Origin of the sequence: Paenibacillus sp. FSL R7-0048 (assembly GCF_038004505.1) — a bacterium.
GTDB classification, from domain to species: Bacteria; Bacillota; Bacilli; order Paenibacillales; family Paenibacillaceae; genus Paenibacillus_AQ; species Paenibacillus_AQ odorifer.
On the sequence record NZ_JBBORF010000001.1, the window covers coordinates 4,504,812 to 4,519,772 of the forward strand.

The following is a 14,961-nucleotide window of genomic DNA, read 5'->3' on the forward strand; positions in this document are numbered from 1 at the left end:
TACAAGACAAATACAGTTGTACAAATGATTGTTTTTCAGATTTCCCTACAGTGGTATTATCCAAATCACCGGGTCGAGCCTCGGATAGGTTAGCAGTCGAAGTGATTTTCCAGTTATATTCATCTAACTATTAGGTAGTACAATGTTGGCTGCAGCTTTACTGTCATGGATCTGCGTATTTTTGATTCACGGCTTACCTGGGGTCTATGTATGGATGGCACTTAAATTTATCATCCCAATTCTAGGTTTCGTAGGACCCACCCCAAACCCTCTTGCCGATTCTGCTCATGATCTGGTAAAAAGTGAAGCTATCTTTCCGAGGAGTTACCCTAGGAGGAATGGACAGCTTCAACAACTATGAAAAAAAGGCGTTAACGGATGCCTAAGCCCCGTCAACGCCTCCTCTATCCATTCATTGCATTCCTGCCTCTGCTGGAAGCGAATTATTTCTTGTCCCCACTGCTTTAATCACGAAATTGTAGGCTTTAGCAGAATCTATGCCGTTTAATGTATAACTGTAACTCGTCTGACCGCTTACCGTCGGCACATACACGCTCCAATTTGTGCTGACTTTATCATTTTTCTCGTAAATCCGGTAACCTCGCACAGGCTCAGAGCTATTTGCTGGCGCTTTCCACGAAAGAACTGCACGGTTCCCTGACTGTCTTACTGCACTTGGATTTTCTACAATGCCGGGTTTGACGTCAGTCCGTTTAATACTGTAAGCATCATAGACGGCAAGAGGTTTATCTTTAACAGCTGTGTAGGATGTGAATTTCAGCACTTCGCTTGTAATGGAAACATCCACGAACATTTTCTTGTTGGGCTGGTCGTTTTTTGCTGCAAAAAAAGTGTCTGCATCTGGATTAATGGCATAAAATTTCGAAGCGGCCGAGTTGCCCATCAGATACACGGTCCCTTTGGGATTCAGCACATTTCCTTGCTCATCGGTAATAACATTCTTAATCGGAACATTGTTCAGCATTTGAAAAGACCTCATATACATATGGTCATGTCCCTCAAACACCATATCCACACCCAGCTCATCAAATACAGGAATTAGATATTTCCGGTAAAATTCTACCCGGTCACTTTCTGCCGAAGCATTATCCCCTGAAGAATACGCTCCCTTATGCATCGAGACGAATTTCCACTTCTTGTCGGTCTTTGCCACTTGATTCCGCATCCATTCCAATTGCTTCGTGAATTGAATATCCGCTTTATACGGCTTAACCTCCCCTTCGTACTGGGAATTGATCTGCATAAACAGGGCATCGCCGTATTCGAAAGCATATACCGACCCGTCATGAGCGCCCGTCCCGACATCTTTTGGAAGATTAAAATGGTTATAGAAGTTGTTATTCGGATAATCCTCTATCTCATGGTTGCCGATAATCGGTGCAAATGGCACATTGGCAAATTCTTTTTTCGGCACACCTAAGAACCACTGCCACAACTGCTCCAGATCACCGTCATCCGTTAGATCCCCTGTAAGAAGAACAAACTTGGGATCTACCGTTTTCTCAATAGCTCTCTTAAAAGTATCCTGCCACAGATCGAAATTCGATTTACTTGAGCCTTGGGTGTCGGTTACATAGAGGAAATGGAAATCCTGATTATCCGCCTTGTCCGTGGTAAAAGAACCCGCCTCGCTCCAGCCGTCCGCATCACCGTTACCGGCCCGGTAGATATACTTAGTTCCAGGCTTAAGACCGCTTGCAATAACCTTGTGGCTAGCGAACTTTTTATACTTTTTGGAGCTTCTGTCTCCTGATGTCATTAAGGTTTCAATAACTGTTACGCTGCCCTCATAAGAAGCTGCCAGTTGTTCCGGGAACTCGCTTCCTCCCGCATTGGCGGCCTCCACTACTTGCACTACTGTACCTCTGACGGTTTCGGCTGTATACCAGTCAAAGGCAATACTTGTCTTCGGGTCTCCATTAAAAGTCATGTTCAGAAGCGTTGGTGTTTTGATGCCGGTATCCGGAGACTTCGTCTTAAAGCTCCAGGTAATATCGTTCTCAGGTGTCCGGCCATCCGTAGTCCCCTTAACAAGCTCTTTAGGGACGGTCACGTTGTAAGTTTTGCCGGCAGTGAAAGTAGGGTGGCTGACTTTGACTGTGTCTTGACCGAGGAGTGAAGCAGAAATGTTGGTAAGAGGAAGATTGTTTTCTGTGATTACAACTTGATAACTACTGTCGAGACTGATGGCTTTGTTAAACTTCACGGTGATCTCTGCGTTAAGGGGAACATCTGCAGCCCCTGAAGCGGGAGTTTTGCTTACCTCAAGTGTGGGAGTGTTCCCAGGTTCGCCGCTGCTGCGTGTTCCTTTAATTATCACATCTTTGATTCTGCTTGAGCCTGAGCTGGACACCGTTCCCCCGCTTACGCTTTTCGCAGAGTTTACCACCCAGCGGATATAGAGTACATCTTGATTGTTTGTTCCGGCAGGTAAAGCGAGGTTAGTTAATTTGCAGGAATTATTGGAACAATTAAAATTGTTCTGGGCTAGAACAAGGTTGCCGCCCGTAACATCTATCCATTCCTGTTGATCTATACTGTATTGCACCTTAAAATCCCTGGGTCCTGTACTTGAAGAGGTTTGCTGGGAAGAGAGGAAGATACCTTCGAAGCCTTGGGTAGAAAGCGTGGCAAGCCAGTATTTTAGGCCCGTTCCTTCATGCCAGCCCTGGTTGCGTACGCTGTTCTCACTTGACTCATAGGTGTACGCATCCGTATTAGTTCCTACATCACGAATGGATGAAGACGTCTGATATACCCCGCCGGTAGCCGGAAATACACCGTTTTCGCCTTTGTCTTTAAAAATCCACTGGGCAATCGTTTCCTGAACTGCAGTTGCTTCACTTACAAGGTCTTCCTCAATTTCTTCCCTTCCTGCTGAGACAAAACCGGTCAATTCCACGGCAAGCAGCAAACCTATAACCATTAGACTGATTACCTTGTAAAATCTATTTTTGAGATAAGATTGGTTGTTATCCATTCAGCCCATCTCCCTCTTCCTTAATCTCACTTATCATCGAACCGCCGTCTCCGAGAAGAACGGCGGTTCTGCCCTTACCTTCCGGTTATTGGAGTTCCCAGTCAGTGACTTGAAGGATTGCCGAATCTGCACCCTTCAGGTCTGTCTCTCCCATGTTCAGCAAATTGCTCCACTGCTTCACACGGTTCTTGCCGTTAGGCGGAGAGTTGTACTCATTAGTATCCACAATCTTGGTCCGTTCTTTATAAAATTTGGTCATAAAAGTCTTCTCATCCGTGCTGCTTCCGGATTTACCCAAAAGCCCTTGAAGGGTCTCGGAGCCGCCGGTAGCTCCATGGTTCAGCGCTGCATCCACGAAGGAACCAATAGTTAATGCCGAGTTAAAGCCGCGTTTGCGGGCCTGCTCCACACTGTATTTAATATAGATATTGTAGAACGTTTTCCACATAGCCTCTCTCCACTCGGGATCATTTTGCAAATTGCCGATTTTTCTACAAAAGCTCTCTTCGCTTTCATTGATTTCGAGGATCTTCCCTTTCATCGAACCCTTAACACCGATCCGGGCCAATGCGCCTTTAACCGAAGGATTACTCGCGCCTTTGGCAGCGTCATATGCCTTGAACAGATCCGGACCGTCGGGACCGGTATCATTTGAGCCGCCTGTAGTCGCACCGAATATTCCAATCGTATACCCGCGGTCATCATCAATATCTTCACAATATCCGTAAAAATTGATCCAGTTCAGATCGTCCTGCTCCGGTTTGTTGACAAGCATCATAATATTGTTCCACTGCTCACCATCCAGACCTGTGTTGTCACGCAAGAATTGAAGTGTTGCCGGTGAGAAATTAGAATCAGGGTTCCCTGCCGCATAACTTTTCTGTTGAGATGTTTTGGACAGACAGCCATAAGAAAAAATCATTGAAAAACTGAGCAGAATCATCAATGAAAATTTCATCTTCTTGGAAACCTTACTCTTCGTTGAATTTAGCACAGCAATCTCTCCTTTAATTGAATAGTTTAAGCGCTTTAACTTTTAGTGGCAGTGAACCTTATCCCTAACCTATCTGAGCATGACAGCCCTCCTTTTTCCAACACTTGGTAATTCAATTTAAGCTTATCTCAAAAACTTTGTCCAAACAGCACGTATTTTCTTGTAAATATTAATTTTTATACATATGTTGCTACAAACCATAGATTAAGTCTACAATCCTCTTAGGAGGTGCTGAATGAAACCGGTATTTTATGAGTCTACTCTTTTTGACATCAGCCGCAAGAAACAGGTATACACCAGCATGCCTTCAAGACACTATCATGATGCATATGAGATTCTGTATTTAATATCCGGGGATTTTTATTATTTTATAGGGGACAGAACTTACCAGGTTGCGGGCGGAACACTGCTATTTATGGATATTCACGAAATGCACAAACTGGTCAATTCCGGCTGCAATATGTATGAACGGGTTACACTCCTGTTTAAAAAAGAATTCCTGCAGCATTTCTGCACCGGCAGTCAATGTGAGGAACTGCTCGAATTGTTCAAAAGTGATTACCGCGCTTTGAAGATGACCGGGATGGATCAATATTTCATCGAACAGCTTTTTCAGAAAATGATCCAGGAGGGGAAGAAGCAAGCCCGCGGATATGAACAGTACCAACAAATATTATTGGTGGAGCTGCTTCTCTATCTTAATCGTAAACTATTTGACAGCCGCGTAGCTTCATTTGTAGAATCCAATCGTACACATAAGAAAGTCCTGGACATCGTTAATTATGTAAATCAACATTATATGGAACCGCTTAAGCTCTGTGAGATTTCACGGCAATTCGAAATAAGCTCTTCCTACCTTTGCCGTACTTTTAAAGAATCCACCGGGTTCAGCTTCATTGAATATATCAATAACATCCGCATTAAAAAAGCGCGTGATTTGCTGGTTGGCTCTTCTTTTAATGTTACTGAAATTGCGGGAATGGTTGGGTTCGATAACACTTCCCACTTTGGACGAACCTTCAAATTAATAATGGGCATCTCGCCGCTCTGCTTCCGCAAACAATTTAAGTCTTAATAACAAATCACTGGAATACGTCAAGACATTTCATCAAGCCTAACAAATTGCAAGTTTCTTGCCTGTAGTTGGTTTAGCACTTCTTCTAAAGCTTGCAGCATAAAATAAGGAGCATGCCGGTCCGCGCCCGCAGTCTCTCCGCTGTCGTGAAGTAAAACAACGGAGCCATCGGTGATTCCACCTAATAAAATGGCCTGCATCCGGGTTTGACAGGCCCGGATGTTCCAGTCACTCGCCTTCAGCGACCATAGAACAATTCGATACTGCTTGTGCCGAAAGAAATCAAATAGATTGATTAATCCCCAGGGTGGACGGTAATGATTGGGTCTGATTCCGACAATAGACTCTATAATATCAGCGGAGCGTTCCAGATGTTCTCGCCTAATTGTACTGGGCAGCATCAGCCAATTAGAGGTATGGCAGTAATTATGGATGCCAATCTGATGGCCTTCCCGATCCATCCTTCTGATCAGATCTGGATACTGCTCCGCTCGCGATCCAAGCACGAAAAAAGTAGCCTTCACTTGATGTAACTTCAATAAATCCAGCAATTCCGGCGTATATTTCGGATGTGGCCCATCATCAAAAGTGAATGCCACCTGTTTTTCTACCGTTCCTTTGCGAAAAACACCAAAGCCGCTCACTCGCGTAATCAAACTTGGAATAAACATGTAAAGAGTAGCGGCACATAGTATTCCTCCTATCAGATATGTAAGTATGATTACACCTCCTTATAACAAGCATAAGACCTATCCAGAGTAGTTCTGTCCGGGTGAAAATCGATTTTTCAGTGAGGCGCGTGAATGGATCAGTAACATCGGGACCAGTTGCTCTGTTCGCCGATTGATTCTTTGTCTCCCTTCAGGATGCATGGCAGACAGCAGCAATCGAAGATAGATGGTGGTGATGCGTTCGAAAACGCCGGACTTTATATTTTGTTGTTCAAAACCAAGACCGTGCGTTAATCCCCGATGGAGCAGTGTAATCCCCAATAAAGCCTTGACCTGCCTGAACTCCGACTGCGATTCGAACGCTTCATTGATTTGCTGCATTGATTTGCGCAGCATGCGAGCCGTTTGCAGTGCGGCACGATCCGATCCTTCGGACCGGATCAACTTCAGGATTCTTTCATTGTCGAGGTGGAGTTCTCCCACCCACTCTCCCTGATTGATGACCGTGGCGTCTTGGCATACAATAGGCTGTCCCCGGTGCTTTTTTAGCATCACGGTACATATACCAAAGCGTGACTTATGTGATCCGCGAAAATGTGAAAGCAACGCAAAAGTTTTTTCCCACATCATCCAGACGGACTGCACCGTGGTTTTACGTATTTTGAAACCCAACTTTTTCACCATCCTTAAACCGGTTATTGTCTCTCATTTCATCCATTGTACCTAACGAAACTTTCTTTTTTCCTAACGTCTACTTCTATTTGACGCTATTCACCGGAATTTCTCTGCGTGTAAATCTAAATTTTTGGCATCTAGTTAAAAAAACTTTCTGACCTAAAAAAAGGACAAAATTTAGTAGGTCTTAAATTAGACAACTTCTGCAAGAAAATCCAACTACATAAAGAAAAACCCATGTCTCTTGGACATGAGTTTCGGATGTTATCTTTTTGACTAAATCAATCTGGTTTCACTATCATTCCAAACTACCCAACTCTACCACATCTCCGCTGGTGGCCTTCACGGCATAATCACAATCCAGCTTTCCGCACAGCACATACCTCTTCTGCCCAGGATCATACACATATACGGGTGTTAATTCGAACCATCCCTTGAGCTTGTCATAAGCTTCGTCATGGCTCACAGCAATTTTCCCTTCACTCTTGAATTCATCAAACGTATCGAGCATTAGCTTGTTATCCATATAATTTATAACCTTATAATTGTTCGTATCGATGAACAGAAGGAGCTTACGCTGAAAAATACGATTACTTGATACATTCTTCCTCAATGTCGCTTGAATATGTCCTCTTTCCCGATGTAAAGTCTTCAATATCCATTGTCCGGATTCTTCCGGATAGAGCTGGCTTAAACCAATTTCGACTGCGGTTATACATTGGGCTTGTTCTATGTCTGTGATTGAAAATGAATCTGGATGCGGCTCACGTGCTATTGCCTGTTCGATTGTAACCACTTCTTGCAGACGGATCTCCGTCCTTGCGAACTGTTTAGTGTCCGCTTGCTCCCACTGCATTACTTGATCAATATTCAGTCGTGCTCTCGTTCCTGATATCATCTCAAATGGAATTGTGGTTGTTCCATCATTTGTAATGTAGATTTCTTCTATCCCATAGATCGGCAGGAGATGCTTCATCTCGTACACTGGATATTCTATAAGCTGTAGTTGGTTTTTAGCCAGTAGCTCTACCGCTTGAAGCGTGAGAGAATAATCCTCTTTTTGCACAAGGGAGCTGGAAGGAAACTGGCCATAGACACTATAAAAAATAATCCTACCTTCCCCATCGAAGCGTAACTCCATTCGCCCGCCGGGAGAGATAGGTATACCGTCTATACATTCGGCAAAATAATATTCTCCTCTTTCTTCCTTCAATAGGTAGAATTGTTTACCATATTCAAGCCCTACTTCAGCTTCCATCCACTGAATAACGCCGTTTAATTCAATGTTTTGGAACGGTGTTCGATTTGCATAAGATTTCCCTCCAACAAAAATAACACTTTTATAGTTATTGGATAGCAAGTCAAGCGTAATGACTGCAGTTCCTTCCGGATTATAATCTTCCTTCCATTCCTTAATGTGAGAAGGAAACCATTCCATACTAAGCAAATAGTCGGTTTCTCCCAGCATCGTAACTTCGCGATAAATTTCATTTGTATGTAAATAGTAGTTGTCCAGTCCATAGGTTTGCTGTGTAGCATTAACTAGTTCTTTGATTCGGAAATCCATATCAGTGCACCCCACAAAATTGATACCTATATCATATCATTACTTAGCAATGATTATGAAGCGCAGCGAATCATATCTGCTACATATTCTACGATCTTATGTAACGGGTTTTGCTGGTGTTCAGAAAATGATCAGTAGCTTGGGGTTTAATAATGCAGAGTGTATCAATCGATTGGACAAGTCAGGAAAATTCACCCTGCTGACTCAGACCTTGCCAGAATACTAAACGTGTATAGTCAACACATATTTTAATGGAGGTATATCATCATGATTGACATCATCGACGGAAATGCTGCATTAATACATTTTTTTCCACTTCCGGCGCATCTTTATTCTAAGAATATTGCTTGTATTGTTGCTGTGGCGCATGCAGAAGAACGGGGTCCAAATTTAACAGGCCTCATAAATGCTCTATACTCGAAGGGATATACAGATCTTGAACATCTATTCAATTCCACATGGAAAAAACTATACCAAGTTCCGAGGTTGGGCCAGCAAAGACTGGTGCTTCTACTTAGTTTACTAGAACGAATTTCTGCAGATCCCAAGACTATAGAAACCTATACAGCTGTCCCTCATGTTACCATCCACAGTAAAAAGGAAATGAAAGAATTAACTTTAAAGAGGATCATTAAGAAGTATAACGAAACATCTGTAGAGGTATTAACTGAAGACACCGAAAAAGAAGCTCGTTTAAAGAAAATTAAAGATAGACTCCGAGAAATGGGGATGATCGTATAACAAAACCCCGTCAGTATAGTGAAGTGCACCCCTTAGAATAGACATTGGACAAACCTCTGGGTCATTCCGATTTCTATTCTAGGGGTGTGACTTTCAATTCATTTAGTAATCGCGCGCTGCATCGAACCAGCGTTGAGCCATCTCCTCTGTGATAGGCTGGCCAATCAGGTGGTCAGACTGGCTAAGTTGCCATACCGCTTCACCAAGGTCTTCTCGTTCGGTGGTTTCGATGCCCTTAAGATTGTTGAAGCGCACGGTGAAAGCGGTAATGGCGGCCTCGGCTTCAGCAAAGCTACGGGCTTCGGACAAGGTTACCTGTGCAACGTTGTAAGCTTCATTAGCCAGCTTGGCTAGACGTTTAGCCCAGGAGGAGAATGGGCGGCCAAACTCGGTCGTCCACCACTCTGGCTTTCGTAATTGGCTCACTGAAGCATGGTCGGTCCAAGGACGGGTTTCAGCGCGAGTTTTCATTTGCTTTTTTATACGCTTGCCAGCGCTTTCTTCGACATTGTAGGCGATGAATCTGTCAAGCAACGGCCACGCGTTCAAGGTCGGCAAGTCCCCCAGATCAGGCATGAAGCGCAGCTCCAGATTCGTTAACTGGGTATGATGAGCTAATAAATTCAGGTCGCAGAAGTTTCCCCACAAACTCAGTGATTTAAGGTTTGGATACCGGTTTAGACACTCTAGCGAGATGGGCTGTCCCAGCGGTGCGTTATGTAGCGTCAAACTCGTTACCTGGTGCAGCTCCCCCATATCGGGCAGCAAAAAAGGGGGATCATTCTTACGTCGGCCGGTGCGCGGTGCTAGTGTAAGAGAAGATGGCATATCGCCTGTGGCCGAGAAGCGTGATAGATCGCCGGACACACTCAGGCGGAAAGGCTGCTTCGGAAGTATTAGGCTAAGGGACCTCCCGGATGGTTCCAACTCGACATGCAAGCCATGCAAATTGGACTGACTGGCGTCCGCCACCGTGTCTGCAGACAGGATCGGAGTCCATGTCATCTCTTCAATGGGACGTTTCTGTGCCCAGTCAAAGAAGCCTGAATCACTGCCTGTATAATGCAGAAATCGCGGCCAGGGAGAGCCAGCCGGTGTGGCAAAGACATCGAATACGGTCCAATCGATAGGCGCATCAGACGCGACATGAAGGTCAACCTTTTTCCCCAATTGCGACGGACCCATGGATAGACTGCCCACACCGGGCTTAAGGACAAGAGTATGACTACGTGGACCTGTCAGGTTGATAGGATAACTACCAACTTCTCTAACAGAACCAGCTGAAGGACCAGCTTGGCTATCATTTGGCATTTCTATCATCCTTTCCTCTAATGCATATCAAGATCTAACCATTCACACCTGACTCTATCTTCTCAGTAATAAATTGTTTGAATCTTGTAAAATACCGCTCTGATGCTTCCCAGCGCCTAAGATCCAAATAGGACATGTCCTGCTTGCCATATTGATCGGGCGGCTGATAATGCCGGGAAACATAAGTTCCATTGTCCACTGTATAAAAATAATACGCTTCATCTGGAGTCCTGATTTCAATCCGACCATGTAGGAGGTCTCCGTCCTCGTCCGTATGCGTTTGACGGAAGCTGTAACATTTAGAGCCGTCCCAGAACCCGCCATTATCCTCCACTTCCGAATATAATTCCCGAATTACAGTGTGTTGCAAAATGTCTTGCACATACTGTACCTCAATGTTTCGTAGATAAAGCTCAGCCATATTAACGCAGGTCAGCAACATCGTCCAGCAATCGCTAATCTCTGCTAGTTGTTCCTGAGACTCTTCTGTAATGTCCTCCCACTCAGACCCTTCTTCTATGGTTCTCTTCAACAAACCGACAGAATGATCTTGCTCCAGCCAAATATAATAGTGATGCCGGTTATCATTCATATAAACGCTAAGATCCCGCTCATCCCCGTCAGCATCAATATGCTCCAGTTGAACTTTGAAAAAAACGTCTTGCTCCCGAAAATTAAAAGAAGGCTTGTCACTTGGCATTAAAATACACTGCGTCAACTTCAATATATTTTCTTCATTGATTGTGTTATGGGTGAAATATAAATGAATAGCTTTCTTGCTAGTGGGGGATTCCTTTATTTTTTTTAGAGCAGAACGGCCTTCTTTAATTACGTTCACCAGTGTGCCAAAGGAAAAGTCCTCCTCATCCTCTTCCATATCCAAAAAAACTTCATCAATCAACACTTCATGAATGTCTACCGGAAGCTCCTGAAATACGCCGTCCCCCTCCCACACATTTACTAAGCAGGTGATCGATTTATGTCCGTCCACTTTGAAACTGTACTCGTCATCCTGAACCAAAACCGCAGCGCTGAGATCACCTTTAACAATCGTTTCCCCATGATTGTAGGAGCCACATAATATTTCCTCAATCATCAGGTTGCCCGAAACATAAATTTCCTGACCGCCTACAGCTATATTTTTCGCACTCATATTACCGGTCACCAAAAGCCCTATGGCACCATCCGTTTCTTTATTATAAAGATTGTCTACAGTAAAATTTCCTTCTATAAAAATGATGATTACCTCTTTTTGTTGCGGGAAAGGTTGCTCCCAATCTAGATTAAGAGAAGGCAGCGTCAAATCCCCTTCATAGTAAGCGGCAAGTTGCTCGTCACTAAAATCTTGGTAAAACTTCGCCCACCAAGATCCTTCGGGAAATTTATCTGCTAGTTGGCTAATAGGAATGAATCTGAAAAGATTGCTCATAAATTATTTTCCTCTCATTTTAAATCCGAATATAGTAGACGATTTCCGAAAGCGGAGGCTTCTACTCCGCCGCTTCCGCCAACCATACTTGCATAGCTGGAGATTCTGCCCGATTCAAACGGAGGGCGATTTCAGTATTGATCTCATCCGGAGGCATGACTTCGACAAGGACGCATACTGACTCTCGCAGTTGATTCAAGGCAAACACACCTTCATCATCGAGTATTTTCATCGCTAGTTCCATGGCTTTCAGCCTCAAATCAAACTCGCGATTCCCTTCGTCATCCTCAAGAACCGCAATGAAAGAACGATCGGTAAATCGTTGTTTAACATTATCAAAGTTCTCATCGCCGAAACAACAATAGGGCGAATCCGCATAAGACCATTTGATAAGTTCCGCAATCGTCGATGCCGGTGTGTCACTTTCGACGCCTTGCCTGGCTGCTTCTAACTCCAAAGCTTCCCACGACCAGGCGGAGATACTTGGCGCATGTCCCTCACCAGTAGTGTAAAGGGTACAGTAATAGTAACGTTCGCCATTTTCAAAAAGAGCGCGAAAAGACGTTCTAGCAGCATCGGCGATCTCTATCGCCAGCCTCTCTATTTCTTGCATCTGCTTCCTCCTTTCCGTTAGTGGATCCGTTCAGGCAGGATGTCTTCTATTTGCTCCAGCCTTCTAGAAATGATATGGCGGTGCTTTTTCTACTACAAGGTTATCAGGATGAACATCAGTTGGCTCATAGTCATTCATACGGAGAAGGATATACTCAATCTCTTCTAATGGCATCTGCAATTTCTGGCTGACTTCATAAAGATCCATGTCTTGCGAAAGTAGGTCCCGTGCTTGATTTAACTTTCCATTTAGCCAATTGTTTTCGAGCATCCATTTTTTCACTAGGTCCAGTAGTTGATTTTGGTTTTCCTTAACTGCATGCTTATTATATTTAGCAACTGACTCTGACAAATAGTTAAAAAGGTGAATACCTAATCCCTCACGTTGCTCATGCTTGGACATCCGTTGGTACTGTTCATAACTTATGCTGATATCTAATTCGAGGGTATGATCCCTGCTATCAAACCGTCTGGATGTTTTTCGACCATAACCTTCAGGTAAAACACGCAACACAAAAAAGATATCATAGGGAAACTCCCATGTATTTGCTAATTCCTCTAAGGGCAGCAGTTCATCTCTCAATTGACCCACACACGTTCCATGTGTATCCAAAGTAAAAACTAGTTTCATGCATACCTCCCTCTCCCAGACTTATGGAGCCCCCAGATTAGCTGTTATTTTCTGAAATCGCTTCGCAGCCTTTCGACAAGAGCCACTGCTCCATTACGGCAAACGCCTGCCCCATATCCTGTTCATAGAAGATGGCCACCTCTTGCTGGTAGGCATAATTCAATCGTACATAGCCTCCCAGCTGCCGGTAGAACAGGAAACAAACATAGGCATTCTCAATAAACAAATCCGGCGGAAATTCATGTTGGCACAATCCAGCCAGTTCGGGTAGCGTAAGCTGGTCCTGCCCTTGTGGCAAACGCAAAAAGCGATGGCTGCGAGTGCCCGTCCACGGTTCATAATAGACGCTCTCCCCTTGACTGATTCCATACACCTGACGATAAATTTCGTCCAGCACCAAGGCGTACAACCCTTCGTCTTCCTGCTCCCCTGCTTGCAGGGAAATCGCCTTTACGTGCTCCGCATGCCGAGGTAGCCAAAGCAGCCCAGCTGTCTGGGGATGTATTGCCAGAAAATCTCCGTCCACCGTTGTACCTATAACGATACACTCACCGATCTGTTGCTCAGTAATGGGGCTATTCTCGTCATGCTCCCATAATCCGTACTCTGCAAAAGGTTTAAGCACCTCCGCATCCGGAAACTGAACATTCAGCCACCCTCTGTAAGTCCCTTCGCCGAATCGCCGCAAAAAACGGAGGTAGCCCGGTGGATAAACAGTGGCGTCTTCCTTTGCAAGTGCTTGGTTTTGACCATCAGACAGCGGTTTTGGCCGAGATACGATGTACATAAATACTCCTCCTGCTGCCCCCAACATGCAACTCTTCCAGATAAGAGAATTCTTTAAAATATTGCAGGTTGAGCAGCTTTTTTATCTAAGATAATACTGAAATTTTAGAGAGTGCAACATATCAATCCCAATTTTTGAATTCTCCAGCTTGGCCAATGCCTCGGTGTAATTTGCCCTGAACTATTTGCCACCCATCACAAGCCCATATTTATTGAAAATCCACGATTTGCTCAAATCGTGAATCGCACCATGGCTTATACGCACAGAAGGCTTTTGCTCCTTCATAGCATCTGCATCATGCGCCGAGAAGCGAAGCGGCTTTGTCATTTTTTTAATAGCACCCGTTATTTCATCGAAAAACGTATATGTTAACGGCTTATGATCCCGAATATCCTCATAGATATAATACTTCCCTTTTTCATCTTCCAAATCTATTTGAAAGCCTTTAGGAAATGATAGCAAGATACACGGCAGTTCATCCTCTGCCCATTGTCCGTAATATGGAAAATAGACACTCTCATTTCTCGCGAAAAATCCGGAGCTTTCATTATCAGACGTAACAGAAATGGAATAAACAAAGAAAGGGGGACCCTCATTCCTTTTTTTCTCTGCCGTAAAATAATGATAAAAGGTCTGATATGCTTCATACACCTGTTTCAGATCATGCTCTGTCTGGGCATAATTGGTTAGATGAAATTGCGCTTGCTTATGTTCAAAACGCTTCAAAACGCTTTCAAACTCTTCCGGCCTGATGAAGAATCTAAGTTTATAAAATCCGCTGTTCTTTAATTTATCCATTTCTTTTCGCTCACCGCCATGTATTAAAATGTCATCTCAGAGGTCCTTAGCCATTTACTCGTGTATTTTCAAAATTCATATTTCACAAATCGATTTTTGAGAGCTTCTTCGTACGGGATCCACTCCCAGTCACTCCATAAAGACATGCTTACGATTTCTGACAGCTTATCTACGGCTTGTCCCGGACTCGTAATGCCAATGAAGCCGTCAAAATCCTCATTACGGATATCCAACGCTTTTCGCAGGTAATCATCATTGAGACGCTCTTCCCGGAGTTGTTCATATTCATCCCTCGTCCACTGCTCACAAAAGATCTTTTCGGCTTGAATGTCTCCATTCTCGAACAACGACAACTCGAATATTTCCTCATTCATATATCCGGCGGTCATCACTGGCTCCCCGGTAAGCTGGGACAACGTTTTACCGGCCTTCTTCACCGTACCCCATACAAAATAATCGTGGAGCACGCTGATCCAGTTTTCGTTGCTTTTGCTTACATACATGACAACTTTGCTCTCTGGAGCTTCATGATTTTTCTTGCCTAATACTTTGGCATGCGCTTCGCTTAGCTCTCTTAATGCTTCGACAGTCTTCTCAAGGTTATTCGACTTGATATGCAAATTTGCAAATGATCTTCCCACGAAATGGCCTCCTCTAATCGCTTTTTTA

14 protein-coding genes are annotated in these 14,961 nt (G+C 44.1%); 2 read left to right on the forward strand and 12 right to left on the reverse strand.

Translation table 11 applies throughout. The features are described from left to right. Positions 1 to 412: 412 nt before the first annotated feature. A complete protein-coding gene (locus tag NSQ91_RS20095; protein ID WP_076304559.1) occupies positions 413 to 3,001 on the reverse strand; it encodes a metallophosphoesterase in 2,589 nt (862 codons plus the stop codon). A gap of 85 nt (positions 3,002 to 3,086) precedes the next feature. After that, entirely contained in the window at positions 3,087 to 3,959 is an 873-nt protein-coding gene (locus NSQ91_RS20100; RefSeq protein WP_076127377.1) for a chitosanase, read from the reverse strand. Between the two features lie 271 nt (positions 3,960 to 4,230). Between NSQ91_RS20100 and NSQ91_RS20105 the strand changes: the two genes are divergently transcribed. Then, positions 4,231 to 5,070, forward strand: a complete 840-nt coding sequence (locus tag NSQ91_RS20105; protein ID WP_076190747.1) for an AraC family transcriptional regulator — start codon at positions 4,231 to 4,233, stop codon at positions 5,068 to 5,070. Positions 5,071 to 5,090: 20 nt separating this feature from the next. Here NSQ91_RS20105 and NSQ91_RS20110 read toward each other — a convergent pair whose 3' ends face one another. The 3 genes from NSQ91_RS20110 to NSQ91_RS20120 form a co-directional block, all read right to left on the reverse strand. Beyond that, entirely contained in the window at positions 5,091 to 5,741 is a 651-nt protein-coding gene (locus NSQ91_RS20110) for a polysaccharide deacetylase family protein (RefSeq protein ID WP_175618995.1), read from the reverse strand. A 78-nt stretch (positions 5,742 to 5,819) separates the two neighbouring features. Beyond that, on the reverse strand, positions 5,820 to 6,425 hold the full coding sequence (locus NSQ91_RS20115; RefSeq protein ID WP_405168412.1) for a YkoP family protein: 606 nt from the start codon (positions 6,423 to 6,425) through the stop codon (positions 5,820 to 5,822). A 289-nt stretch (positions 6,426 to 6,714) separates the two neighbouring features. After that, positions 6,715 to 7,983: a hypothetical protein gene (locus NSQ91_RS20120; protein WP_076278690.1), complete on the reverse strand. Its 1,269-nt coding sequence runs from the start codon at positions 7,981 to 7,983 to the stop codon at positions 6,715 to 6,717. A gap of 267 nt (positions 7,984 to 8,250) precedes the next feature. Between NSQ91_RS20120 and NSQ91_RS20125 the strand changes: the two genes are divergently transcribed. Beyond that, positions 8,251 to 8,724: a hypothetical protein gene (locus NSQ91_RS20125; protein ID WP_076127219.1), complete on the forward strand. Its 474-nt coding sequence runs from the start codon at positions 8,251 to 8,253 to the stop codon at positions 8,722 to 8,724. A 102-nt stretch (positions 8,725 to 8,826) separates the two neighbouring features. On the opposite strand, the gene NSQ91_RS20130 is transcribed toward NSQ91_RS20125, so the two are convergent. The 7 genes from NSQ91_RS20130 to NSQ91_RS20160 form a co-directional block, all read right to left on the reverse strand. Beyond that, entirely contained in the window at positions 8,827 to 10,035 is a 1,209-nt protein-coding gene (locus NSQ91_RS20130) for a hypothetical protein (protein WP_076278691.1), read from the reverse strand. A 34-nt stretch (positions 10,036 to 10,069) separates the two neighbouring features. Continuing rightward, positions 10,070 to 11,464 (reverse strand): hypothetical protein, encoded by a 1,395-nt coding sequence (locus NSQ91_RS20135; RefSeq protein WP_076304558.1) that lies wholly within the window; start codon positions 11,462 to 11,464, stop codon positions 10,070 to 10,072. A 61-nt stretch (positions 11,465 to 11,525) separates the two neighbouring features. Next, positions 11,526 to 12,077: a DUF4303 domain-containing protein gene (locus NSQ91_RS20140; RefSeq protein WP_076278693.1), complete on the reverse strand. Its 552-nt coding sequence runs from the start codon at positions 12,075 to 12,077 to the stop codon at positions 11,526 to 11,528. Between the two features lie 63 nt (positions 12,078 to 12,140). Beyond that, the gene (locus NSQ91_RS20145; RefSeq protein WP_076127226.1) at positions 12,141 to 12,707 is read right to left on the reverse strand and encodes a hypothetical protein; all 567 of its coding nucleotides are present in this window, start codon (positions 12,705 to 12,707) and stop codon (positions 12,141 to 12,143) included. Positions 12,708 to 12,744: 37 nt separating this feature from the next. Next, positions 12,745 to 13,494, reverse strand: coding sequence for a hypothetical protein (locus tag NSQ91_RS20150; protein WP_076190734.1), 750 nt, complete (start codon positions 13,492 to 13,494; stop codon positions 12,745 to 12,747). A gap of 180 nt (positions 13,495 to 13,674) precedes the next feature. Then, positions 13,675 to 14,292: a hypothetical protein gene (locus NSQ91_RS20155; RefSeq protein ID WP_076304557.1), complete on the reverse strand. Its 618-nt coding sequence runs from the start codon at positions 14,290 to 14,292 to the stop codon at positions 13,675 to 13,677. Between the two features lie 68 nt (positions 14,293 to 14,360). Further along, entirely contained in the window at positions 14,361 to 14,933 is a 573-nt protein-coding gene (locus tag NSQ91_RS20160; protein WP_076304556.1) for a hypothetical protein, read from the reverse strand. Between the last annotated feature and the right edge of the window lie 28 nt (positions 14,934 to 14,961).